Annotated in this window: 23 protein-coding genes; 7 read left to right on the forward strand and 16 right to left on the reverse strand. The window is 38.8% G+C overall.

All coding sequences use genetic code 11. The features are described 5' to 3' along the window. The first annotated feature begins 4 nt into the window (after positions 1-4). Complete coding sequence (locus tag ABMA76_RS14375; RefSeq protein ID WP_392911500.1) at positions 5-829, forward strand: RluA family pseudouridine synthase; 825 nt, start codon at positions 5-7, stop codon at positions 827-829. Here the strand turns inward: ABMA76_RS14375 and ABMA76_RS14380 are convergent. From ABMA76_RS14380 to ABMA76_RS14390, 3 genes are all read right to left on the reverse strand, one after another. Then, positions 826-1008, reverse strand: a complete 183-nt coding sequence (locus tag ABMA76_RS14380) for a hypothetical protein (protein ID WP_392957766.1) — start codon at positions 1006-1008, stop codon at positions 826-828. The two genes, ABMA76_RS14375 and ABMA76_RS14380, sit on opposite strands and share 4 nt — an antisense overlap. 86 nt (positions 1009-1094) lie before the next feature. Then, positions 1095-1640 carry a YceI family protein gene (locus ABMA76_RS14385; RefSeq protein WP_392911496.1) on the reverse strand — a complete coding sequence of 182 codons (546 nt, stop codon included), beginning with the start codon at positions 1638-1640 and terminating at the stop codon, positions 1095-1097. Between the two features lie 93 nt (positions 1641-1733). Beyond that, the gene (locus tag ABMA76_RS14390; RefSeq protein ID WP_393061956.1) at positions 1734-2753 is read right to left on the reverse strand and encodes an ABC transporter ATP-binding protein; all 1020 of its coding nucleotides are present in this window, start codon (positions 2751-2753) and stop codon (positions 1734-1736) included. Between the two features lie 124 nt (positions 2754-2877). Here ABMA76_RS14390 and ABMA76_RS14395 point away from each other — a divergent pair, with 124 nt between their 5' ends. Further along, on the forward strand, positions 2878-3357 hold the full coding sequence (locus tag ABMA76_RS14395; protein WP_393061958.1) for a globin domain-containing protein: 480 nt from the start codon (positions 2878-2880) through the stop codon (positions 3355-3357). On the opposite strand, the gene ABMA76_RS14400 is transcribed toward ABMA76_RS14395, so the two are convergent. Then, positions 3358-3768 (reverse strand): hypothetical protein, encoded by a 411-nt coding sequence (locus ABMA76_RS14400; protein ID WP_393061960.1) that lies wholly within the window; start codon positions 3766-3768, stop codon positions 3358-3360. 64 nt (positions 3769-3832) lie between these two features. On the opposite strand from ABMA76_RS14400, the gene ABMA76_RS14405 reads away from it, so the two are divergent. Continuing rightward, entirely contained in the window at positions 3833-4183 is a 351-nt protein-coding gene (locus tag ABMA76_RS14405) for a NirD/YgiW/YdeI family stress tolerance protein (protein ID WP_392856824.1), read from the forward strand. Between the two features lie 17 nt (positions 4184-4200). On the opposite strand, the gene ABMA76_RS14410 is transcribed toward ABMA76_RS14405, so the two are convergent. After that, the gene (locus ABMA76_RS14410) at positions 4201-4497 is read right to left on the reverse strand and encodes a hypothetical protein (protein WP_393061962.1); all 297 of its coding nucleotides are present in this window, start codon (positions 4495-4497) and stop codon (positions 4201-4203) included. A gap of 110 nt (positions 4498-4607) precedes the next feature. Here ABMA76_RS14410 and ABMA76_RS14415 point away from each other — a divergent pair, with 110 nt between their 5' ends. Continuing rightward, complete coding sequence (locus ABMA76_RS14415) at positions 4608-5501, forward strand: 1,4-dihydroxy-2-naphthoyl-CoA synthase (protein WP_393061964.1); 894 nt, start codon at positions 4608-4610, stop codon at positions 5499-5501. 36 nt (positions 5502-5537) lie between these two features. Here the strand turns inward: ABMA76_RS14415 and ABMA76_RS14420 are convergent, their stop codons facing one another. From ABMA76_RS14420 to ABMA76_RS14435, 4 genes are all read right to left on the reverse strand, one after another. After that, positions 5538-7685 carry a hypothetical protein gene (locus tag ABMA76_RS14420; RefSeq protein ID WP_392911484.1) on the reverse strand — a complete coding sequence of 716 codons (2148 nt, stop codon included), beginning with the start codon at positions 7683-7685 and terminating at the stop codon, positions 5538-5540. Positions 7686-7720: 35 nt separating this feature from the next. Then, complete coding sequence (locus tag ABMA76_RS14425; protein ID WP_392911482.1) at positions 7721-8074, reverse strand: hypothetical protein; 354 nt, start codon at positions 8072-8074, stop codon at positions 7721-7723. Then, positions 8074-9504 carry a beta-Ala-His dipeptidase gene (gene pepD, locus ABMA76_RS14430; RefSeq protein WP_392911480.1) on the reverse strand — a complete coding sequence of 477 codons (1431 nt, stop codon included), beginning with the start codon at positions 9502-9504 and terminating at the stop codon, positions 8074-8076. Before pepD ends, ABMA76_RS14425 begins: the two co-directional genes overlap by 1 nt. A gap of 67 nt (positions 9505-9571) precedes the next feature. Further along, positions 9572-10465 carry a hypothetical protein gene (locus ABMA76_RS14435; RefSeq protein ID WP_392911478.1) on the reverse strand — a complete coding sequence of 298 codons (894 nt, stop codon included), beginning with the start codon at positions 10463-10465 and terminating at the stop codon, positions 9572-9574. Positions 10466-10631: 166 nt separating this feature from the next. Between ABMA76_RS14435 and acnB the strand changes: the two genes are divergently transcribed. Next, positions 10632-13196 carry a bifunctional aconitate hydratase 2/2-methylisocitrate dehydratase gene (acnB, locus tag ABMA76_RS14440; protein ID WP_392911476.1) on the forward strand — a complete coding sequence of 855 codons (2565 nt, stop codon included), beginning with the start codon at positions 10632-10634 and terminating at the stop codon, positions 13194-13196. Positions 13197-13252: 56 nt separating this feature from the next. Here acnB and ABMA76_RS14445 read toward each other — a convergent pair whose 3' ends face one another. From ABMA76_RS14445 to ABMA76_RS14470, 6 genes are all read right to left on the reverse strand, one after another. After that, complete coding sequence (locus tag ABMA76_RS14445) at positions 13253-14032, reverse strand: hypothetical protein (RefSeq protein WP_392911474.1); 780 nt, start codon at positions 14030-14032, stop codon at positions 13253-13255. A gap of 110 nt (positions 14033-14142) precedes the next feature. Beyond that, a complete protein-coding gene (locus tag ABMA76_RS14450) occupies positions 14143-18213 on the reverse strand; it encodes a tail fiber domain-containing protein (protein WP_393061966.1) in 4071 nt (1356 codons plus the stop codon). Positions 18214-18365: 152 nt separating this feature from the next. Beyond that, positions 18366-19298: a CDF family Co(II)/Ni(II) efflux transporter DmeF gene (gene dmeF / locus ABMA76_RS14455; RefSeq protein ID WP_392911471.1), complete on the reverse strand. Its 933-nt coding sequence runs from the start codon at positions 19296-19298 to the stop codon at positions 18366-18368. Next, positions 19288-19851 carry a hypothetical protein gene (locus ABMA76_RS14460; RefSeq protein WP_392911469.1) on the reverse strand — a complete coding sequence of 188 codons (564 nt, stop codon included), beginning with the start codon at positions 19849-19851 and terminating at the stop codon, positions 19288-19290. Before ABMA76_RS14460 ends, dmeF begins: the two co-directional genes overlap by 11 nt. 9 nt (positions 19852-19860) lie before the next feature. Then, positions 19861-21108, reverse strand: a complete 1248-nt coding sequence (lysA, locus tag ABMA76_RS14465) for a diaminopimelate decarboxylase (protein WP_392911467.1) — start codon at positions 21106-21108, stop codon at positions 19861-19863. Beyond that, on the reverse strand, positions 21095-21736 hold the full coding sequence (locus ABMA76_RS14470; protein ID WP_392911465.1) for a GNAT family N-acetyltransferase: 642 nt from the start codon (positions 21734-21736) through the stop codon (positions 21095-21097). The genes lysA and ABMA76_RS14470 overlap by 14 nt, the downstream gene beginning before the upstream one ends. Before the next feature lie 139 nt (positions 21737-21875). Between ABMA76_RS14470 and ABMA76_RS14475 the strand changes: the two genes are divergently transcribed. Both ABMA76_RS14475 and ABMA76_RS14480 read left to right on the forward strand, forming a co-directional pair. After that, positions 21876-22982, forward strand: coding sequence for a hypothetical protein (locus tag ABMA76_RS14475; RefSeq protein ID WP_392911463.1), 1107 nt, complete (start codon positions 21876-21878; stop codon positions 22980-22982). Between the two features lie 175 nt (positions 22983-23157). Next, complete coding sequence (locus ABMA76_RS14480; protein WP_393061968.1) at positions 23158-24075, forward strand: aspartyl/asparaginyl beta-hydroxylase domain-containing protein; 918 nt, start codon at positions 23158-23160, stop codon at positions 24073-24075. On the opposite strand, the gene gshA is transcribed toward ABMA76_RS14480, so the two are convergent. Further along, a complete protein-coding gene (gene gshA, locus ABMA76_RS14485; protein WP_392911460.1) occupies positions 24067-25656 on the reverse strand; it encodes a glutamate--cysteine ligase in 1590 nt (529 codons plus the stop codon). The two genes, ABMA76_RS14480 and gshA, sit on opposite strands and share 9 nt — an antisense overlap.

Consider the following 25656-nt stretch of genomic DNA (forward strand, 5'->3'; position numbering starts at 1 on the left):
ATTTATGAAAAAATTTAGTGTAACGGCGAAAGCCTACTCAGATACAACCGCAGCAGACCTACTGGCAGAAAAATGTGCAAAGGCAGGAATTGAGCTATCAAAGATAAAAATCAAAAACCTTATGAAACAAGGTGCTTGTTGGACGAAGTCTGCTAAGCCAGAGAGAATTCGTAAGGCCAAGTATGAAATTAAACGCGGCCAAACGATCAAGCTCTACGTTGACCCAAATATTACAGAATTTGATATGAGCACTGTTGAGTGTCTACACGAAACTCACCACTACGGAGTTTACTTCAAGCCAGCAGGACTTCTTTGCCAAGGAACAAAGTATGGTGATGAATACACGATCATAAGAGAAATTCACAAGCGTACAGGACGAGAACCATTTCTTATCCACCGCCTTGATAAAGAAACGGCCGGTGTTATGATGATTGCTTACACAAAGAAAGCGGCCCGCGCTTTTTCTGAACAAATCAAGAATCATAAAATTCAAAAAACATATCAGGCCGAAGTTAAAGGTAAGCCAGAAAAGGCCAAGCGCCTTGAAAGTGTAATCGACGGGAAAAATGCCATTTTAGAATACGAAGTTAAGAAGTATCTTGAAAAGTCGGCCCTTGTTGAAGTCAATCTTATTACAGGACGTAAACACCAGATTAGAATTCAATTCACAGAATTAGGTTTTCCAGTCATGGGTGATCCACGCTACGGGAAAGGAAATGTGAACGATACTGGCCTTGCCCTTATCGCATCTAAACTTGTTTTTGATGATCCTTGGAGAAGTGGGAATCTTGTCACTATCGAATTACCTCAAGATAAGAGGCTATTCTAATTAGGTTTCTTATAATCTTTTAGGTCGATATTCTTAACCTTAAGATTTAATTCTTTTGCAATTGATTTCTTAATCAGTTCATTCTTATAATCGACAATAGGGTTCTTGCTACGACGATTAATTGGGAATAAGTATTGGTCTTTTTCAAAGAATGCGATTTCGATTTTTCCGGCTTTCATACGCCAAAACTTAGCATAGAATAAACTTACGTGCATCTATTACTTAATTCTTATGCTACGTGTTCATGTTCACATGTAATTTCAGCTTATTGAACGTTGAATTCTAAATCAACTTTGTCGTGAATAACCTTGTCTGCCACAGTGCCCAATAAAGTTGATCGATACTTGATGCCAAATTTTGTCCGATCAAAGCTAACTTTCCCCGTGGCATTTTTGCCATCGTAATTCATATTAAAAGTTAGAGGACGTGTTACCTTTTTGATTTTAAAGTCGGCCACAACCTTATATTTATTCTTTGCGATTTTTGTAATTGATTTCGTTACCATAGTCGCTATTGGATATTTTTCAATTTCAAAGAAGTCACTTTCACGAAGGTGGTTTTGTAACTTATCCTTCCACTCCCCTTCAAGATCACGAACATCAATTGTATTCATCTGAACAGTGAAAGTTCCTTTAACTGGCTCACCCTTATCATCGTGTTCAATTGTTCCTTTTAAAAATTTGACATGGCCCCAGTGCTGTCCACCAACTTTACTTGCGTGCCATTTTAGGAAACTCTTATCGGTATCAATTTCTCTAGCGAATGCAAGAATAGAAAGTAAAATACAAAAACCGATAATTAATAACTTCATTCTCTTTCCTCCAACGATACCACAACGACAATATTTGTAAGTATTCTAAGAGAAAACGGGGTGCACCAATAATTAAGTTTTGGTAAAAATTAGTTAAACAGGCAGAAGAAAGGCATTCTCAAGATCGATGGCAAGTTTTACTTGCGAACCAACACTCACCTGAGATGATTCGGCCATTTGAAATCTTAGAACCTTGGCATTCATGGTTGCAACTTCAATGAAATCATATTCACCATGTCTGATAATTGCCTTCACTCGTCCTTTTAGATGTCCACCTTCCTCAACTATTTTTAGGAATTTTGGACGAAAGGCCAAGTAAACAAATTGGTTATTTGTTTTAAGATTATCGATTAATTCAAATTGTCCAAAGTCATTTTTTACGACAACCTTGTCACCACTTCTCTCAACAATAGGGCCAGCAACGAGATTAATCATGCCACCAAAGCGAGCAGCATCAATTGACAGTGGCCTATCATAGAATTCCTGTGGTTTTTGATAAGTTTGAAGTTTAGCACCACTAAGATAAATAATACGATCGCTTAATGAATACGCTTCTTTTAAATTGTGAGTGACAAAAACTAATGAGATTTCATTCTCTTTAAAGATTTCAAAGATTTCATGACATAGTGTTGCCTTTAGAAATTCATCGATATTTGAAAAGGGTTCATCTAGTAAAAGCACATCTGGTGCAATGACCATTGAGCGAGCAAAGAGAAGTCTTTGTAATTGTCCGGCCGAAAGTTGATCGAGCTTTTTGTGATCCTTGTATTCTAGGCCAAAAATTTCAATCATATCACGAACGCGATTCGTATCAGCACTTGGCTCGTGAGCAAGTAAATGACTTTCAATATTTTCAAAAACCGTTAAGTCCCAGTTAAGGTTATCAACACCAGAGACCATTTCAATTTTAAGTCCCTCTGATTTTTCAACCTCACCACTTAATGGTGTTAACTTTCCAGTAAGGATATTAAATAAAGTCGTCTTCCCTGTTCCAGAAGGCCCAAGAAGAGTTAAGACCTCACCCTTTCTAAGATCGAAAGAGATCTTATCAAACTGACAAATTGATTTTTGATCAAAATTATAAGTTAAATTATTTACTGCTAAAACTTTCATTAACCCTAGACTCTCCTAAGTAGGACAATCTGTAAATACAGGGTTTGGAGAGAATTTAAGAAATCTTAATTCAAAAGAAATTATGTTGCCAACGATGAGTAAGTTGTAGCGCCCAGGAGACTTTATGAGCTTTGATAAAGAACTAATTACTGAATCATTTAGGAGAATTGAGCCTAATCTTAAAAACTTTACAAATGCCTTCTTTGATAATGTCATTATCCTCGAGCCAGGCATGCAAAAAGTTTTCGCTCACATGGACCGCGAACAATTGAAAGCGTCTTTTATCAGGGCCCTTAGTATCACGATCAATAACTTAAAAAACCCAGAGTATTTAAAATACTACCTCCAAGGACTGGGAGGAAATCAAATTAAGTACGAAGTATCTGAGACTTATTTTCCCATATTTGAAGAAGCATTTATTCAAACACTTATGCTCTTTCATATGAACACCTGGAATCCCAAGTTAGAAAGAGCTTGGCGAGAGTGCTTCTACTATGTGGCCGAATATATTTCAGACGGAATGGTTGATGCAACTCTACGCAGGGAGTTTGAAGATTTTTTAGAGAACAAGGAGCGAGTGGACTCCTTTAAAAAGGCCGCTTAATTATTTTCTCAATAGTTTCGACGTAATAATTAAGTAATCACTTCCCTCTTTCCAAGACTCAGTGACCTCAACTTCTTCTTCAGCGACAAAGTAAAAGCGTAGAGAAAAGCCATCTTCTTTAGAATAGATCGTTAACTCGTCATTATTGATCAGTCCAGAAACCTCTCCTTTATAGTAAAGAAGTGGGCCCTTAACATCAAAGACAGAGTATGGATATTCAGCACTAAGGCCATTACAGTTGTAACCACCTTCTTGAATTTTAAATTTCTTCCCATCGTAGAATAAACGAAAATAAACTTCAGAGCATTCTTGAGTTGCCTTAGGAGTTTTAACAGCTCCAGCGCCAAGCCACTTACCGCCGATACTAGCGAAAGATAATTGAGTAAATAATAAGAGTGAGATTAATTTCATGGATTAATTATCTCTGGCGCTTGCCCTATAGTCAAAAACCAACAAGTTAAATATAATGGTTTCTATGAATAAACTTCTCATTGCTTCTTTTGCTATATTATTAAGTTCTTGTGGGGGCCCAAAGAAATTTCTAGGGCAAGAACAAGGAAGCCTCTATACTTCAGAGAACTTAAAGAGGAATCCAAGTGATGGCAAAGAAGTTACCCTGAAGGCCCGAATTCATAAGAAGCTAAAAAATAATTTCTACCTTGTTAAGGATGAGCACGGACTCATTCTCGTAAAGATTCGCTCAAGCCTACTTGGACTTGATACTGACTATAATTATCAAACCCTTTTTCTTATGAAGGGAGAAACAGATAATGAGTCAAAGCACTTCTATGTTGAAATAGAAGAGCTTGAGGTCTTTAGGCCTTAGTCGACTTCAAACGACATCTAGTCCTCTGAGCGACAAATATCGTCTCCGTAGCGTCGACACACTCCACTAGAAGAACGAGTTTCGCAATAAGGAATACAGACAGCGTTGATACCGCAGAAGTCTTCCCTATACCTACGACACTCACCATCCGATGATCTTGAGTCACAGTGAGCAACACATTGCCACTGGCGATCTTGGGGAGGTCTGCCATCTTCACTACAGAAATAACGATTCCCATCGATGACAACCGTTACCTCTGCACTAACACTGAGTCCTAGAAAGAATAGAAATGTAAAAAGAATGAGATTTTTCATATCACTATTAACTCACACCATCTTCATTTTGTTTAGACTGGCCGCACACAAAGTTATGAATGACACTTTAGCTCAGGCATTTTATATTGAGCGAAACAAAAGGAGATCACATGGTTTCAGATATTTTTGACCCAAGTGCTTGGAAAGAAGTCGAAGGCTTCGATTTCAAGGACATTACATACCACCGCGCCATAGACCAAGGGACAGTTAGAATTGCATTTAACCGCCCAGAGTGTCGCAACGCATTCAGACCTCAAACAGTAGATGAGCTCTATCGCGCCCTTGATCACGCCAGAATGTGGAGTGATGTTGGTGTTGTTCTTATCACTGGTAACGGGCCATCGCCAAAAGACGGTGGATGGGCATTCTGCTCAGGTGGAGATCAAAGAATTCGTGGAAAAGATGGATACAAATATGTTGATGGTGATGGAACTCCTGATCCAGCAAAACTTGGAAGACTACACATTCTTGAAGTACAGCGTTTAATTCGCTTTATGCCTAAAGTTGTTGTTGCTGTTGTTCCAGGTTGGGCCGTTGGTGGAGGACACTCTCTTCACGTTGTTTGTGATATGACCATTGCTTCAAAAGAGCATGCCATCTTTAAGCAAACAGATCCAGATGTTGCTTCTTTCGACTCTGGTTATGGTTCTGCATATCTTGCACGCCAATGTGGACAAAAACGTGCTCGTGAAATTTTCTTCTGTGGTTTTAACTACAGTGCCGAAGAAGCTTTCCAAATGGGTATGGTAAATAAAGTTGTTCCTCATGCTGATCTTGAAAAAGTTGCGCTTGAGTGGGCAAAAGAGATGAACTCTAAATCTCCAACAGCAATGCGTATGCTTAAGTTTGGATTCAATCTTCTTGATGATGGTTTAGTTGGTCAACAACTATTTGCTGGTGAAGCAACGAGACTTGCTTATGGAACTCCAGAAGCACAAGAAGGACGTGACGCATTTGTTGAAAAGCGTGAAAAAGACTTCTCTCAATTTCCTTGGCATTACTAATGATATAACGGGGGCATCCATGCCCCCTCGATCTCTCTACTTCCATGAGAAAATAATTGATAAATACTCTTTCGTTGCATTCTGACCTCGATCATAAATAGTGACCCCGACTTGATAATTTCCATCAAGGTCGTATTTTCTTTCAAAAAAACTCTCTTTAAGGAAATTCGATATAGTAAACTCATCGATAATTTTTCGATCGATAACTTCTTCTTCATTTTCTTTGGAAAAGACAACTTGATAAAGAGTATATTTATAAAATAATTTATCGTCGCTTACACAATTATCATCGGCATCTTTAAAGTGGAATTTTGGTAATTGTTTTCTAAATAACGGTGAATAATCAATTTCTTCAACCTGAACCTCATCAGGAGGGGTGAAATCAAAGCGTATAGGGTCCGTTTCAATAATTATTGATTTCCTATTTTTCTTATCAACAGATTGAAAGTAGACCTGCACCTCTTCACATTCTTTATACCCCAATCTAAGTAATTCATGGCCATCGAGAAGTAATTGATTGGTATTTTGTGGCAGCTTCTTCCACTCCACCTGAATATAACTATTCTTTGAATAGTAGCCATAATAAATATCATTAACTTCAGATTTATAGTGATACTTCCAATAAAAACTAAGTGGAGACTCTTTAGAACCCCACCCGGGAACGGGTGATTCTTGTAAAAACTGATAAGGAAAAGCGACCGCATAATTATAGTTAACATCAATTAGCTGTTTGGCCCCTTGATAATTTTCAAATAAGTTAACTTCGAAAATTTCATATTGGTTTATTCCGGCCATTTGTGAAGATGTCACCTCAATTGAGTATTTCCCATTTACACACTTGGCCTGTTCAACATTTTCATTACTCAGGTCAAGCAAGCGAACAGAGGTTCCTTGAGAACATGCCCCTTCAATTATATGATTCATACTATTTACATCCAAACCTTTTGGAGCGAGTTGAATTTCATTTGAAGGTATATAGTCAAATGATGTTGAGAAGTTATTTGTTTTATAGTCGATATAAAAATCATTACACTCGGCAAAGACTGTCGTCTCACCATCTAGGTCATACTCTTCGGGGTAGATAATGAAGGCACCATCATCTTGTCTTAGTGGAATATTGTGGCCATCCCGAAGAATATTCTCAGACTTCTTAGTATAGAGCCTCACATTTCCATTTATATAAGTTCTACCACAAGTTCCACTAATAATATGTCTGCCTCTAGCACTCTCATCATACTTACCCCGTGGAGAAAAAAAATGTGGAGTGGTTTCAACTGTTTTATAATAATAAAAGAGCATTCGAAGATTTGAACGATAATCTCCTTTCAGTCCTTCAACAGGAACTTGATAAAGGAGACGATCAGGACTTTTTCGTGGCCCTAAATCAAGCTTATAACTGAAGTTTCCATTACGACAGTTGACAATATTTCCATCAATACTGACTTGATCAAAACCTTTGCAACTTCCTGTCACCTCTAGCGTGTCACTAAGTGCCCCAACAATTGACTCACTTAAAAAAATCGAATGGTCATCATTTCTGAACTTAATCTTCTTAATAGTCATTTCAGAGCTATTACCATAGGCATCCACCTGATTGATAAAAAGATAGGTCTCCATTGCTTCTGCATTAATTTTTGAAAAATATATGGGAGTAAGAAAAAGCCCATTCGAGCATCCCACAGCTTTAACAAAATCTTGAATATATCTTCCTCGAATAAAGACAGTTCCCTTTAATTGACAACGTCCAGAGACGTAAATAGTACGCCCATAGAAGTAGCCTTCCATTGGTGTATCAACAATTACTTTGCCAGGCCTACGAGTGACAACACTTGGAATTGTCACAATAGCGGAGTAACCATCTTGAGTAACATAGATATCTTGATGACCGACAACATCAGCTTGGAAGTATAAAACTTTTCGATACTTCTCATTTCGACATTCAGTGGATAAATGTTGGTCTTTAACTAGATTATTAGAAAAAAAGCTAACAGGAATACCATCTGAGCACTCCCCTTCAATAACGATCCTTTGTCCATTTAATCTTCTTGAGACAAGACGTGCTGTTAAATCACCTTTGGCAACTTGGAGATTTGAGCCTACAGAGCTAATCGTACGACTGCGTTTTTGACAGCCTTCGAGGACAAGTATCAAGATAAGAATGGTGTAAATATATTTATATTCCACACCATTCTTATCGAGATTAAGATATTTTTACGCAGTTAAAATTGATTAAAAAATGCCGTTAAAACTAAAACGATAATTAAGTTAGCAAAGAAGATAATATCCCTAAGCCCAACAGATAGATTTAACGCCTTAACAATCTCACTCTTTGAAGGAGACTTGCCATTTTTCATTTGAAGCTGCTTAAAGAGTTTTGACTCTACCTTTCTTTTAAAGTGATCATCTTTAAAAAATGCAACTCTAAGCCCAATTATAAGACAAACAAAGTATAGCCAAAGATTAGAAATCCCTAAATCCTTAGCAAAGAGATATGTAATGATCATTGGAATTTGAACAACGATCAAATAGACAAAGAGAGTTGAAATATTATTTTGTAGGCCAATCGCTAGCATTACATAAGCCTCTTGATAACTTCTAAGAATAGAAGCCACGTCTTTTCAACTGATGAAATCGAAACTTGTTCATCTGGCGAGTGTGCCCCTGTTATCGTCGGTCCAAAGCTTATGATATCGACATCAGGCATGGCCTTTGAAAGAATTCCACATTCAAGACCTGCGTGAATTGAAGAAATCTTCGGGGCCTGACCTCTTAAGTCTTTAAAAGCTTCACCAGTAACTGAAAGAATTTTAGATTCTGGATTTGGCTTCCAACCAGGATATGCACCTTCAAGAATAGCATTAGAATTAAGTTCGCTTTGAGCTGAAATCATTTCCTGAGCAAAGCTATCTCTTGCTTCTTCACTAGCACTACGAATAAGATTTGCCATGCTAAATTTTCCCTCTTCAAGAGTGATCACACCTAAGTTTGTCGATGTTTCAACAACGCCTTCAAAGTGCTCATCCCACGCTTTCACACCGTGGTGACAATTACTAATTGAAGATAGCGCAAGTATTGAATCTTCTATTGAAAGGGCCTTTGCCTCTTCACTAATTGACGATAACTCAAATTTTAGGCCAGCTTCAACATCTTGATTCTTCTCCCATAGAGATTCAAAATTACCACGAATTTTGAGAAGGCTTTCTTCACTTGTATAAAAGTCGACAAAGGCTTCCCTAGCAATTGCATTTCTTAAAGACCCACCTTTAATCGAAACAAGTTGAATATCATCAACTCCAGCAAAAACTTCTGGAATAAGTTTATTAGCATTTAAGCGTCCACGGTGAATATCAATTCCCGAGTGTCCACCCTTTAAACCTTTAATAGCAACTCTTTGATGGACACCATTTGCTTGTCCCTCACTGAACTCTTTTTCAAAGATAAGATCAACACCACCAGCACAACCAATGATAAGCTCATCTTCCTCTTCAGTATCGAGGTTTAGCATAATCTTTCCATCAAAGTGATCGCCTTTTAGGCCAATTGCTCCGTGCATTCCAGCTTCTTCACAGGCCGTAAAAACACATTCGAGAGGCGGATGTGGGATATCCTTACTTTCAAGAAGCCCCATTGCAAACGCACAACCGATACCATTGTCGGCACCAAGAGTTGTTCCATTAGCACGTACCCAATCTCCATCGATAAAAGTTGTAATTGGATCCTTTTTAAAATCATGAGGGTTGCCTTCGTTCTTTTGAGCGACCATATCAAGGTGACCTTGAAGAATAACTGGTGCTGAGTTTTCACCCCCCAGTTGTCCTGGCTTCTTTATAATGACATTATTTACTTCATCGCGATAAGTTTCTAAGCCTAAACTCTTCCCAAATAAGAGAAGTAGAGTTTGTACCGCTTCTTCGTGATAACTAGGTCTTGGAGTATCTAGTAGTTTTTGAAAGTTAGACCAAACATATTTTGGACTTAATTGTTCGACACGTGATTGCTTCATAAAATAACCTACTTGTTATGTTTTTTAACAATCTACTATGAAGATCAATTTTAGAAAAGCCCAAATGCTATGCGGCCTCTTCACCTGCTTCCTCCTCAGAACTAGGAAAGTGAGGAAACTTGGGATGATTCTGTGCTTCTTCAATTAGGTATTTATCCACAATATGAGGACGCCAACTTAGGTAAACACCATCATATTTATCGAGGGAGAGGTTTTCATTGAAGTGAGGACTACGCTTAACATCCATATGGTAGATATCGATACTCCCCTCTTTTTCAAAGTAATTTCTGAGATTTGCTCCACGCGAAAGATAGAGCTTGCGAACTGTTGAGTCCTTACCAGAGGATTCAATATTTAAAATAATATTATAGTGGCGATAATCAACCGCAAGGTTAATCGAGTTACACTTTAGATCTGGTTTATAATCATATCTCTTACAATCACTTGTTCCTAAGTTATGAATGAGTAAGACATTTTCAAAGATCGCCCCACCATGCTTTTGAGCGGCACGCGCACGAGACTTAGAAATCGTAATGGAGGCGGCTCCTTTATATCGCAAAAAGTCAAAATCAATCCCGGCCACAAAACCAGGACGTAGGACATCATTTAACAATAATGTAAAATCGCTTTCATCTGACATTGCCACCATATGGGAGAGCTTAGAAGTACTAACAGATAAGTAACGCTTCTGGCCGTAGATATTTTTAAGCTCAACGATTGCCTTTGTGCCAGCGTAGACCTCAATCCAATTGACCTGCTTTCTCGTTTGTAGCGGAATGTCTCCAAAGATTCCTGAGTCTGGGCCTCCCATGAGAACGTTACAACCCAATTCCTTCATTAGTGCCTTTGAAAAGTGTTGAATATAAGACTTATGGACATTGATATACTCCAAAAGTTCTTCTTTAAAGAAGATTTGTTCACACAACTTTTCTAATTCCAATTCGAATTCTTGCTTTTTCATAGTCTGCCTATCGACTGTCCAACGATATGCAGTGAGTTAAAAAAAGTTAATTTAGTCAAGCCTTCTAAAAGCTGATAACGACTAGTAAAACGGCCTAAAAGGTGGTAAAAATGCATGTATAAATCAAATACAAAAAACTGAATTTAACTCAAAAAGTCGAGGATCTATGTCTAATTTTCTAGAAGATTATCACGCACATGTTGAGGAAAGGGCCAAAGAAGGTATTCCTCCATTAGCACTAACAAAAGAACAAGCTACTGAAGTTGTTAAACTTCTTGAAGCTGCGCCTACACAAGAGCTACTTGATCTACTTAAAGATCGTATCAACCCAGGTGTTGATCCAGCTGCTCAAGTTAAAGCAAGCTTTCTAGTTGGGATTACGAAGGGTGCACAAACTTGTTCACTTATTTCAAAAGAATATGCAGTTGAATTACTAGGGACAATGGTTGGTGGTTTCAACCTTCAAGGTCTAGTTGATATTGTTGCAGGAAATGATGAAGCTCTTGCAAAACTTGCTGCTAAAGAACTTAAGAATCTTCCTCTTGCAGTTAACGTTTTCGACGACGTTAAGAAACTTGCAGACGGTGGAAATGCAATTGCTAAAGAAATTATCGAGTCTTGGGCAAATGCTGAGTGGTTTACAAACAAGCCACAAATCAATGAATCAATCAAAACTGTCGTTTACAAAGTAGACGGTGAAATCAATACAGATGACTTCTCACCTGCTCCATTTGCATTCACAAGAGCGGATATCCCTCTTCACGCAAATGTTATGGGAGGAGCACTTTTCCCAGAAGGTCCAAAGCAAATTTCTGATCTTAAAGAAAAGTTTAACCTTCCTGTTACTTTCGTAGGTGACGTTGTTGGTACAGGTTCTTCAAGAAAGTCAGCTTGTAACTCTCTTCTATGGCACATTGGTGAAGATATCCCATTCGTACCTAACAAGAGACGTGGTGGTGTAATCATCGGTTCAACAATTGCTCCGATCTTTTTTAACACTGCTGAAGATTCAGGTGCTCTTCCAATTCAAGGAATTGATGTATCAGCACTTACAACAGGTACAGTAATTGAAGTTCGCCCTCTTGAAGGGAAAATCCTAAATGATAAGGGTGAAGAACTTGCAAAATACGACATCGCCCCAGAAACAATTCTAGACGAATTCAGAGCTGGTGGTCGTGTTCCTCTAATTATTGGTAAAATGCTAACAGATAAAGCAAGAGCAGAACTTGGACAAGGAACTGCAAACGACTCAGGAATCTTCGCTAAGCCTCACACAACTGAAGCGCACGAAGGTCAAGGCTACACTCTTGCACAAAAAATGGTTGGAAAAGCTTGTGGCGTAACAGGTATCCTTCCAGGAACTTCATGTCTTCCAAAAATGACAACTGTTGGATCTCAAGATACAACAGGTCCAATGACAAGAGATGAGATGACTGAGCTTGCATGCCTTAAGTTCAACGCTGATCTAGTTATGCAATCATTCTGTCACACTGCTGCTTATCCAAAGCCAAGTGACGTTATCACTCACGCGACTCTTCCAGACTATATCAGAAACAGAGAAGGTGTTGCTCTTAGACCTGGTGATGGTATTATCCACTCTTGGCTAAACCGTCTTCTAATCCCAGATACTGTTGGTACTGGTGGAGACTCTCACACTCGTTTCCCACTTGGAATTTCATTCCCAGCTGGTTCAGGGCTTGTTGCATTTGCAGCTGCTCTAGGAGTTATGCCACTTGATATGCCAGAGTCTGTTCTTGTTAAGTTTAAAGGAAAGTTACAACCAGGAATCACTCTACGTGACGTTGTAAATATGATCCCTTACCAAGCAATTCAAGACGGTCTACTTACTGTAGAAAAGAAAAATAAGAAGAATATCTTTGCTGGTCGTATTCTAGAAATGGAAGGTTTACCAGACCTTAAGCTTGAGCAAGCATTCGAACTTACAGATGCAACAGCAGAAAGAAGTGCTGCTGGTTCAACAATTAAGCTAAGTCGCGAAACTGTTGTTGAATACTTAAGTTCAAACGTTGCTCTTATGAAGTCAATGATCGCAAATGGTTTTGGTCACGTTGGAACACTTGAAAGACGTATTGCTGAAGTTCAAGACTGGATTGAAAATGGTGAACTAATGGAAGCGGATGCAAATGCTGAGTACGCTGCTGTTATCGAAATCGATCTAGATGAAATGAAAGAGCCAATCGTTGCTTGTCCAAATGATCCTGATGACGTTAAGAAAATGAGTGACGTTCAAGGTGATAAAATTGATGAAGTATTCATCGGTTCATGTATGACAAATATTGGTCACTTCAGAGCTGCTGCGACTGTTCTTGATGGTCAAGGTCAAGCTGATGCAAGACTATGGGTATGTCCTCCAACAAAGATGGACAAAGACCAACTAACTAAAGAGGGTTATTACTCGAAATTTGCAGCTGCTGGTGCAAGACTTGAAATGCCAGGTTGTTCACTATGTATGGGTAACCAAGCGCGTGTAAAAGACGGTGTAACAGTATTCTCAACTTCGACACGTAACTTCAACAACAGACTTGGTAAAGGTGCTCAGGTTTATCTAGGTTCAGCAGAACTTGCTGCAATCTGTGCGAAACTTGGATACATTCCAAAAGTTGATGAGTATCTATCAATGATGAAGCCACTTGAAGGTAAAGATGATTCAATCTATCGTTACCTAAATTTCGACCAGATGGAAAATTTCTCGATTGATGACAACGCGTGATCAAAATACTGTGCTAAAACTACAAAAATCAAAGGGAGCTATTAAGCTCCCTTTTTTTATTTGCAGAATTTTTTAATTACTTTCTTAACTCTTTTGATCTCAACTTTCCTTCCCGTATAAGGAGCGAACTCTCCATACCAATAATTGTAGCTAAAGAACTTATCCCCATAATTATAGTGCACCTTTTGTAACTGTCCTGGAAAGTTGCTATCAACAGCATAGAGAACGTATCCAGTCTTAGTCTTCTTCATATCAACAACAAGCCATGCGTGTGCATCGATCCCTTTTATTTGCAGCTTTTGATAAGTGACATCACCTTGATTCACAACACGCTCATAAAGGCCATCCATCATCTTTCTCATACCATTAGCACTTCGCTTAGGTGCTCCAAGTAAACCAATTACCCACTGCTGATTGATAAATCCATCAGTTTTTTGCCAAGCTTCAAGTTCATTTTGAATTAAGTAGTCATTATCAGCTGAGAACTCTCTTAAGTTTCGATAGCCAGGAATCTCAACGACACTGCGGCCTCGACGAATTGCTTTAATGATATTCTTCACTTCATCTTCTGATGGTTTAGAATACTCAGGCTTGAAGATCCCAAGATAAAGAGCATTGCGATGAAAACGAGAGTGCCACCAACAAACTCCACCATTAAGAAGGCCCCCGTAATTTCTAAAGCCCATGCGCGCACCAGTCTTTGTCATCATCTGATTTCTAACAAAGTGCTTATTCTCTCTTTCTTTACAGAATTTCTGCTTTGGTGTCTGGGCCATGGCAGAACTTGCGCTAAATGTCGTTAACGCTATCAATAGTGATAGATAAATAGATCTCATAGAATCGTCCCGTGTTTTGTTCTTGATGAACTTGTATAACGCAACGCAATTAAACTCAAGGGAGCCTATAAAATCTACTGTAAAACCATAGGATTAGTTTCTAATTACAACTATTTAGAGTCTTTAACTAAACAGATCTTCGCTTTTGGATTCATTTCACAAAGAGCATCTTTAAGCATTTGATTCTCTTCTTCTAGTTGTTTTGTGCGGGCCTCAAGGGAAGCAATATCTCTTCCTTGATCTTTTGAAATTGAAAATAAGCTCTTAACAGCTTCAATAAGTGGAGCAACTAATTTGGCATAAGCAACACTTAGATAGCCGTTTTCGTCTTTTGAAATGGCCTCAGGAAAGACCTTCTCTACATTTTGAGCAATGACACCGATATCTCTACCCTCTTTAAAATTCTTTTGTGGAAACTCATCCTTTCTCCACTCAAAATAGACACCATCAAGAAGAGAGATTTTATCGAGAATCGAAACCTCACTTGAAATTGTCACTACTTTCTTCTTTAGTCGTTCATCTGATGTTGAATCAAATGCAGCAGTCCCTCGAACAGCACCGTTTACATCAAGAGCGAAAGAAGCGCTTGGTGAGGTCGTTAAAATACCTACGTTGGCATTAGTACCGTTTACGTTTACAACATCAGTTAATATTGCATCTCCAACAGAAAGATTAATATCACCAGCAAAGGCATGCATACGCATTCCATTAGCAGTCTCTGGTGCAGAGTGAAATAACATCACATCAGACCAAGAGGAATCTGGAAAATCAGAGGCCCAGTCATAATTTGAATTTAAAAGAGCAAAGCCAGCTTCCGAGCCATCGGCCAGAAAAGTAAAATTTACTTCCGATGAGATTCCTGTGTTCGTATCTTGTATTTTCATTTCTGCATGAGAGTCTGAAATATGAAGATCTGCTGCCGGAGTGTTTGTTCCAATACCAACATTACCACCAAGGTTTACATAGAGACCTTCATCAAGTCCCGAGTAAGAAATATAGTTGGCCCCAATTTGAAAGTTTTGAGTGGCCATATGATTTCCAAGGTCATCACCTGGAGCAACTAAGTCGGCCGGCTCCCACTCTGAAAATGAACTATTCCAAGTTAATACCTGTCCATTTGTTGGTGCATTCGCTGAAACCGCACGCGATTGTAGAGTTGTATCACTTGCAGGAAGGTTGTAAAGATTCGTTGCATCTAGAGATGGTAAGCTTCCATCTGACTCGAGACGAAGAAGTCCATCAGCAACATTTGTATTTCCAACAGAAATATCTAAGTATGTCCCAACGTCAATCACTGAAAAATCAGAACTAAAAGTTAGGCCCTTAAATTGAATGTCACTTGCAACTTTTTGAGAATATAGGCCGAAGTCCCCACCTCTATTGCTTGCCGTATTGGTTTCACCACCAGCAGAAATCCCTGTAAGCTGAGAACCATCAATAGCAGGTAGACGGCCAAAGCCATCAAGGCGAAGAAGTTCATTGGCCCCATTAGAAGTATTCACTCCAACTTGGACATCATTTACATTTTCAGTTATCGCAAGATCACTTGTTACAGTTAGACCTTTTAACTCAAGGTCGCTTCCTGTTTTTTGTTTGAATAAAGTCGCACCACCGGCACTTGAGATCGTGTTAACTTCTCCACTGCCACCAGCACTAATCGTTTGTGGCTCCCACTGTGAAGCTGTGTTATTCCACACAAGGGCCTGACCATCAGTTGGTGCAGTCGCAGCAACAGCTCGTGATTGAATTGTATTATCAGAAGTAATAATTCCTGTTAGCTGAGATCCATCAACAGCAGGAAGACGCCCAAAAGCATCAAGTCTTAGAAGTTGATTAGCTGTATTAGTCGTTGTTACATCAATTTGTACATCATTAGTGTTACCAGTCAGTGTAATGTCTGCACCACCAGTAAGGCCTTTAAAGACAAGATTGGTTCCGACCTTTGCTTGAAATAAACCTTCCCCGCCAGCACTAGAAGCAGTATTGGCCTCTCCGCCAGCTCCACCTGTCACGATTGTTGTCGGCTCCCACTGAGAACTTGTACTATTCCATAAGAGTGCCTGCCCGTTTGAAGGAGCAACAGAAGAAACGGTACGAGACTGAATGGCCGTTGCATCAGAACTTCCACCAGCAATTCCAGTTAGAAGAGAACCATCGAGAGCAGGAAGACGTCCAGAGGCGTCTAGCCTTAAAAGTTGATTTGCACCATTTGACGTATTAATTTGAAGGTCTACTGTATTGGCACTTCCAGAGATAGCAAAATCAGTTGAACCTTGAAGGCCCTTTAAAATTAAATCAACACCTGATTTCTGCTTAAAAAGAGAAACTCCACCAGCACTTGAAATGGTATTATTCTCACCTGAGCCACCACCAGAAACGATTGTTTGGGGTTCCCATTGAGTAGTTGCATTATTCCAAACAAGGGCCTGCCCATCAGCAGGAGCTGTCGTTGAAATAGTTCTCGTTTGAAGAGTTGTTGCATCAGAGCTAGCGGCAGCAAGAGTTTGTGGCTCCCACTCAGAAGCAGTATTATTCCAAGTTAGGACCTGTCCATCTGTTGGCGCTGTTGATGAAATATCTCTTGTTTGTAAGCTAACTGCATCCCCTGACGCAGACGCTGAGATACCAGTTAGAAGAGAGCCATCTAAGGCCGGAAGTCTTCCAAAAGAATCAAGACGAAGAATTTGTCCTGCTCCATTCGAAGTATTAATTCCAATTTGAATATCATTAGCATTTCCAGTTAAGGAAATATCCGATGTATTAGTCAGTCCTTTAAAGACTAAATTTGATCCCACTTTATTTTGATAAATTGCTTCGCCACCAGCGCTTGAAGCCGTGTTAATTTCTCCACCGGCTCCACCAGCTGTGATTGTAGCTGGTTCCCACTGTTGACTTACATCATTCCATAGAAGGGCCTGACCATTAGTTGGTGCAGCGGCCGATACATCACGTGATTGTAAAGTTGAGTCTCCACCACCAGCAGCAATTCCTGTTAACTGAGAACCATCAATAGCAGGCAGGCGCCCACTTGAGTCAAGTCTTAAAAGTTGATTCGCACCATTAGCAGTATTAATTTGTAGATCAACCGTGTTAGTACTTTCATTAACAACAAAGTCAGATGAGCCTAAAATACCACGCATTACAAAGTCCACACCAGACTTCTGCTTAAAAAGAGAAGCACCTGCGGCCGTTGACATCGTGTTGGTCTCACCACTTCCACCACCTCCGCCAGAGATACCTGTTAATTGTGAACCATCGATAGCAGGAAGTCTTCCTAGAGAATCAAGTCTTAGAAGTTGGTTTGCACCATTACCTGTACTTATTTGAAGGCCAAGTGAATTTGAACCTTCAGTGATATTAATGTCAGAAGATGGAGAAAGGCCTTTAAACTGAAGTTGGCTACCAACCTTTTGTTTAAAAATAGAAGTTCCACCTGTTGAGTAAACAGTATTAGCTTCACCAGATCCGCCTCCACCGCCACTTGCGATTGTTGAAGGAACCCAAGAAGAGTTACTACTGCTCCAAACAAGGGCCTGCCCATCAGTTGGCGAAATATTTGAAACTAAGCGATTGTGAATTGATGTTGCATTTGTTGATGAACCACCTTCATCGGTTCCAATAACCCAATTTGTTCCATTGAATTTTAAGATTGAACCAGAGATGGCACCACTTGTATCTGTGTCGTAAAGATCATCTACTGTAAGATTGACCGCACCTAATTTTCCATTAACAGAAGTCACACTTGAAGTTGGTTGATTGGCCGGGGCCCACTTTCTTGTGATGGCATTGTATTGCAGAATCTGTCCGTGAGATGCTCCAAGATCAGGAAGATCAACATTGATTGAAAATGTACTTGCACCACTTGCACTCTCTAATGTCATCGTAAGAATTTGATTAAGAGGCAGAAGTGTATTGGAAAGAGCATCAGCAATGATCTCCCCTTCATTTTGTGAACCAATTGAAAAATTTGAAGTCACTCCACTCTTATCAGTGATGCGAATATTTTCGACCTTATGAAGACTCGAACCTACGATTCTAAGCTTATCACCTTGCACGCTAATATTTTCAACCTGAACTTCTCCGCGGCTATTATCACGACGTTGAATCTCAGGCACACAACTCGAAATGAGTAGCTGCAGGCATAAAATATGAATATAAGATTTTTTAAATATCTTCATCATTTCGCTTCTTTATCGACGACCTCAATTAAATTCGTACGAGAATTTTAATACGATTTAAAAATCGGCAAATAAGGCACTGAAATGATAAGAAGTAGAGTAAAAAACAGGGGCATTGTTGCCCCAAAAAAACGGCATTTTAATAACTTACAATATTATGATTTGGTACAAAGTCGTTCTTCAACGATAAGGTGAGAGATATCGTACTTCGCTAGTATTTTTTCACGGTAATACTCACTCCCCTTTAGTTTGCAGTTATAGATCATCACTTCACATGCATGAGCATTTGGAGCAATTCTCCATAAATGAAGATCCGCAATTTCAATATCTTCATCGTGTGAAAAGAGTTTTCTAATTTCTTCTTCATCAAATAATTTTGAATTTCCATCGAGAAGTTCCCAAACTGTATCTTTGGCAAGCCCCCAGGCCCACTTCAAGATTACGATAGCACCGAGGATACCAATAATAGGATCGGCCCAATTCCAACCAAAGTACTTTCCTGCAAAGAGAGCTGCAATGGCCATCACTGAAGTTAGAGCATCTGCAATGACGTGTAATAGTGCTGAGCGATGGTTGTGATCATGAACATGATTGTGACTATGGCCGTGACCGTGATCATGCCCATGATGATCATGAGAGTCCCACAGAAGAACAGCACTAAGAACGTTTACAACAAGACCAATAATGGCCACGAGAATGGCCGTCTCAAATTTAATCGCCATCGGGTTTAAAAATCGCCCAATCGACTCAACACCCATCACGATGGCAACAATACCCAACATAAGAGCACTAGTGTAGCCTCCTAGAGGAATCATCTTACCTGCACCAAAACTTAGTTTTTCATTTATCTTTTCTGAACGGGCCAAGCGGTAAACAATAACAGTAATAGCAAGGGCCCCTACGTGAGATCCCATATGCCAACCATCAGCAAGTAAGGCCATTGATCCGGTAAAGTATCCATAACCAATTTCTGCTACCATCGTGACAAATGTCAGAAGAATAACAAGCATCGTTTTCTTCTCATTTGATCCTAGGCGATCATCTTCTAGGACATAATTATGTGGCTCTAAGTGTTCCTTATGCTTCATGATCAAAGCTTTGTCTGAAGTATGAGCGTGGGAATTTTAGAAGCTCAAGCTTAGGAATATTAAAATCCCCGATTTTGGTATCATTAAGAGTTACAGCATAGAACTCATTCTTGCCTTCTTTTCCAATAACAAAGACATTAATTTCTTGGCCATCCATGAATAATTTGTGTTCACCAAATTTTCGATATTCACCAAAAGAAGTTTTTTGATCTTCTAACGGAAGTGTTTCTGGGCCAAGAGGTAGACGAAAGCGATAACTACTAACAAGATTTCCCGCAACAATCATAGCGTTTCCACGATTAAGTTTCGTCGTGGCCTTGTTAATGAAGTAATCCATAATATAAGCAATGAGATCCACATCTTTTAAGTTAAGATCATATATCTTTTGTTCGTTCCCTTCTAAACGAGACTGACGATTTAATATAACTTGCGAAATAAAGACATTTCCCGACGGGTGTAGAATACGAACAGTATTACCATGGTCTTTTGAAATATCCCAGGCCCATTCAGTTGTTGGAAAGAGTGGTGTTAGTGTTACAGTTTTTGAATTCATAATTGGATCCTAATCACATTGTTCCAAGTAGTAAAGATCTTGGTAAGATTCTCGCTTTCTTATTAAACGAGCGTTATCGCCATCAACAAGCAACTCACATGCTCTTGGCCTTGAATTATAATTACTCGACATGGTAAAACCATATGCTCCACAAGAACGGATTGCGAGAAGCTCTCCTTCACAAAGCTCAAGTTCCCTTTCCTTTGCAAGGTAATCACCTGTTTCACACACGGGCCCGACAATATCAAAACTTTCTTTTGTTCCTTTAATCGATTGATCCACCTTAATGACTTCTTGCCACGCCTGATAAAGAGCAGGCCTCATTAAATCATTCATGGCCGCATCAACAATGGCAAAGTACTTACCTTCATTCTCTTTAATATATTCAAGCTTTGTCACAAGAATTCCTGCATTGGCCGCAATGGCCCTTCCTGGTTCAAAAATGAGTTCTAACTCAGGATAATCTTCAAGACTTTTAATAACTTCAGCAAGGTACTCACTCGGATGAGGTGGTATTTCATCACGGTATTTTACCCCGAGGCCCCCGCCTAAATCGATATGTTTAAGAGGTGTTCCATTTTTTCTTAAGGTATCAACTAATTGCTTTAGCCGTTCTAGCGCTTCTAAGAAAGGTCCCACATTCGTGAGCTGAGAGCCGATATGACAATCAATTCCCTCAACACTAATATGCTCCAACGAATGAGCAATCTCATAAACCTCTTGTGCCTTTTGAAATGAAATTCCAAATTTATTTTCTTTTAAACCTGTTGCAATATATGGATGTGTTTTAGCATCCACATCTGGATTAACTCTAATAGAAACAGGTGCTTTCTTATTTATTTTTTTCGCAACTTCATTAATTCTTCGAAGCTCTGCAATAGATTCGACGTTTAAACACTTAATACCTTTCTCAAGTGCAAATTCAATTTCATCGTGCGATTTTCCAACTCCAGAAAAAACAGTCTTTGATGCAAGTCCACCTGCGGCCAAAACTCTTTCAAGCTCTCCGCGAGAAACAATATCAAAACCACTTCCCATCGCAGCTAGCTCTTTTAAGATATTAATATTTGAATTTGCTTTAACTGCATAACAAATTAAATGGCGATGCTCTTTTAAAGGCTCTTGAAAGGCGAGGAAGTGTCTTTTAAATGTTTTTAAAGAATATATATAAAGTGGTGTTCCATACTTTTGAACAAGGTCTGAAACTTTATTTTCTTCTGCAAATAACTCATGATTTCTATAATTAAAGAAGTCCATTCGATTCCCTATTGATTAAGCTACATTCATATAGTATTCCTAGCCCGCCATTAAATGTTATCTTTAAAAAGCCTGGCCCTTTTTCTTTTATTTTAAAACCATACTTTTCATGCATTTTAATCGAAGTCTTATTTTTTGCATTAACAACATAGTAGGCCTTCGTTGAAATTTGCCCAATATGCTTGAGTCGCTCTTGAGTTAGGAGATCACCTATTCCGCACCCTCGATATTCAGGAAGAACAGTGAGTCCCATAAGATACCACCCAACAGGAGCCTTGTATTTGTAACGATTCACCATTTCCTGCGTGTATAAGATTGACCTACCATAGCCAACGATTTCTTCATCAAGAATGGCAACGATCAGATGAAAGCCTTTTAAGTTCCCACCACGGGCCAATTCCTTTTTTGTTCTTTCAAAAAAGAAAGAATAGTCGAGATTTGGATCAATATTATTTTCACTAATGATACGAGCAATTGCGTGGGCATCGTCATACCTAGCATAACGAGTCTTTATCCCCTGTGGTATGGGCCTTGACTTGTGATCAGTGACAAAAGGACAGTAGGAATTATACTCTCTACTGGTCTTAGACAGTGTCTGCAATGTTTGAGGAATTAGCTTTTTAAACATAATTTAATCTATTATAGCGCATTCATAAAAGCGTTGAATAAATTAATTCAATTAATAAAGTTTTTATTTTAGATATTCTGCTTATATGCTTTAATTGTGACAAATATATAATATTTACCAGTGACCGATCATTTTACTCATGAAAAAAATATTTCTAGGCATAGCGCTCATATTAATCACTACTCTACTCGTTCTTATCTTGAATTATAAGTGGGTGATTAAGAAGTCTCTTGCCATGGCCGGTGTGAGAATTGAACGTGTTGAAAAAATCAGTATCGGCCAGTGGGTTCTCCACAATCTAAAGTATCAATTAGATGAGAGAAATGAACTAGAAGTTAATTCTGTTAATATTAGCTTTTTAGAAATTGATGTTAATGCAAAGAAACTTGATCGCTACATCCAGGCCCTTAATTCTAAAATAAAAGTAAAAGCTGTCGGTATTCAACTTCAGAAGTTCAAACTAAAGAGTATAAGCTGCATTGTTCATAAGAAAGAAGGAGCTACTGTCGAAATAAGTCAGATACATATTCCGGACTTTGGTAGCAAGAATCGTGGTGTCCTAACTCTTAATCTCGCTACACTTAAAGATATTCATTTTAATTACAATAATCTTGATATTAACCATATCATCAAATACTTTGATGCCACTCTAGGCCTATCTGGCCTCATTAATATTGAAGCAAGGGCCAATGGTGATATCACTGCAAATGTATCAGGCAAGAACTTAGTCCTAACAGGGTTTAGAGTCGATGATGTTATTTCTAACTTTCTCGATACTCGAAGTGTTGGACTTATCGATGCCGCTGCCGTTGTGGCACTTGGCCCTATTGGACTGCTCTACACGAGTGCCGCGAGTCTAGGGCAAACAGTTGGAGGCTTTCGAGGTGGGGACACAAATCTTAAACAGGTTAATGCAGGCGTGACTCTTGCCGGTGATCTTCTTGTATTTGATGATGTCGCTGTTGCAACACAAGAGCATTTAATTGTTGCCCAGGGTGGCGCCAATATTGAAAAGCAAACCTTTAAAAACTTTATTGTTTCTGTTGTTGATGAAAAGTATTGTCCTGAATTACAGCAAATGATTAAGGGAACATTTACGAAACCAGAAATTTCAAAAACCAAGGCCTTCCTTGATACCGCTACGGCGCCAGTATCCAGTGTGAAGAGTTCAACTTTTCAATTTGTTGGCGTGGAGAAATGTAAGCCAATTTACAAAGGTATAGTTACGCATCCAACGCTTGAGTGAACCATTTCAGAAAGAGTCTAGCCTTAAAATGACACATTACACATAATGAGAAAAATCATGGAGGAAAGCAAACGCTTGATGTATATTTGATTCTAATTGTTAAAACTTAAACGAGGATAAGACTATTAGCGTTATATCTGTACTCATTTTTCTCTTTCTTTTTGGTATTGCCTCAATGGGCTATGTCTACGCTTACCGTGGAACTGAAAGGTATGAGAGTTTAAACTTCTATCTGCGTAAAGGTTGGCCCATTTTTGCACCTTTAAATTGTCTACTCTATATGTTCACAAAGAAGAGAGCGGCAAGGCCAATTATGAATCTAGCGGACTTTCCTGAACTAAAACTTGTTCAAGATAATTGGGAAACAATTCGCGACGAGGCCGTAAGCCTCAGAGAGAATGGCTACTTTGATAAAGTAAAGGACCCTACTTCAAGTGCTTACTACGATATCGGTTTTAGAACTTTCTATAAGTACGGTTGGTCAAAATTCTACCTAACTTGGTATGGAACAACTTTAAACTCAGCAAAAGAATTATGTCCAAAAACTGTTGAACTTGTTTCTAAGGTTCCTGGCGTTAATGGTGCCATGTACTCAATCCTTCCAGTGGGATCAAAACTAACAAAGCACCTAGACCCTGTTGCCACTTCTCTTCGCTACCACCTAGGGCTTAAAACTCCTAATGATGATCGATGTTACATCAATATTGATGGTACAGATTATTCTTGGCGTGATGGAGAAGCATTACTCTTTGATGAAACTTATCTTCACTTTGCATTCAATAATTCTGAAAACGAAAGAATTATTCTTATGTTAGAAGTTGATCGTCCAACGAATATCATTGGAAAGATTATCAACTTTATCTTTAAGCAAATAATGAGAATTACTCTGGTTCCTAATGTTCCGGGAGATCAAAGAGGACTAGTGAATGCAATCTTTGGTGCTGTTACTCCAGCTCTTCTTAAGGTAAGAACCCTTAAGCAAACGAATATAATTCTTTATAAGATCATTAAGCACACTGTAAACTTAACACTACTTGCTGTCGCATTTGGTTTAATTTACTTAGTACTTACTTTTATTCAATCTCTATTTTGAAAAGCTAGAAGCAACATATGCGGCGACGTATTCTTCGAAGTCTACGTCGTCGAGTTTTTCAAAGTCCACCTGGCGCTGTATTGATGCATTCTTCTCTAGTGCCAATTCTTCTTGAAAAATATGATTTACATCTTCAGAAGCTAACTCTTTACGGTGTTCAAGAGCTAGATCCCTCATTGCTTGAATATGTCCCTTTTGTGAGACAAGATCAAAGACCTTCTGAGATAGAGTATTTACAGGATCAATTAACTTACGTTGCTCTTCAATGGCAAAAATTAATTCTTCCTTTCGCTCTCCATCTGAAATCGCATTAACGACTTCACTCATTTGATCAAAGAAATTAGTTAGATATTCTTGGTAATTGATTTTTGAACCATTAAGGCCAATTTCTAGTCCAGCTCTTCTTCCCAGCTTAACAATGAGCTGGTTATTTTCTTCGATCTCATTGTAGATTTCATGATTACACTTATCGGCCTGCATGAACAAGCACGTCAAAAGAAATGCATCAAGGAAGTCGGCCTGAGTTTTAGTAATTCCATTTTTTGCAAATGGGTTTAAATCAAGAAGCCTCACCTCAATATATTCAATCCCCTTACTTCTTAAGCTAGCAAGAGCACTCTTTCCAGGAGGGGCAATTCTTTTCGGCCTAATAATTGAATAGAACTCATTTTCAATCTGTAAAATGTGAGTACTAATTTGTTGTAGCTCACCTTTCTCATTTCTTAGGCCAATCTTATCGAAGTCTGCAAAATTCATTTGCAGGGCCTCTTCTAAACTATCACAGTAGCTATCAAGGCTATTATAACAGATGCGAATCCCACTTTGAGAAGCACCCGTATAACCAAGTCCCCCCATTCTTAAACAAGTTCCCTCTTTTGAACCATAAGTTTTACCATGAACTTCATCTTCATGAAGAACTTCGAGGTTATGCTTCTTACCATTAAGAAAAGACTCATGAACAGAAATTGAGTTTCCAAATAAATAAAGCAGAACATTTGAGTAGCTTCTAAAGTTACGACAAAGGTTGAGATATTCTTCATTAATAAATAGTTGTAAAGAAAGATCACTGCCACTTAATTCATGCCAATTCTTCCAAAACTCTTCGGTCATCGAAAAGTTATAGTGAAGGCCAGCAATGGCCTGCATTGATCGGCCATAGCGAAGCCCAAGCCCTGAACGATAAAGTGTCTTGAGACGGCCAGAGTTACTCTCGCCGTAATAAGCAAGTTTGATATCTTTATCTTCCGGTAAAATACAAGGCATTGATGATGGCCAAATTACTTCATTTGAATCTTGCTCTAAAACATAGTGCTGAAGATTACCAAGAGTACTCAATGTTTCACGATTAGATTTTGAGACAGGAGTAATGAACTCAAGAAGGCTCTCAGCAAAGTCTGTTGTTATCCACTTGTGAAGAAGCTTTGAACCAAATTTTGGGTCATGATCTGAGCTAGCAAGTTTTCCACTATCAACTTGTACACGAAGCCCTTCTTTTTCAATTCCCTTATTAACATTTAGAATTGAATCACTTCCGTATTTTGTTTGATAGTTTTCAAGTGCTTGCTTATTAATCTTAATCAT

Source organism: Halobacteriovorax sp. ZH5_bin.2, from assembly GCF_043196375.1.
Lineage (GTDB): Bacteria > Bdellovibrionota > Bacteriovoracia > Bacteriovoracales > Bacteriovoracaceae > Halobacteriovorax_A.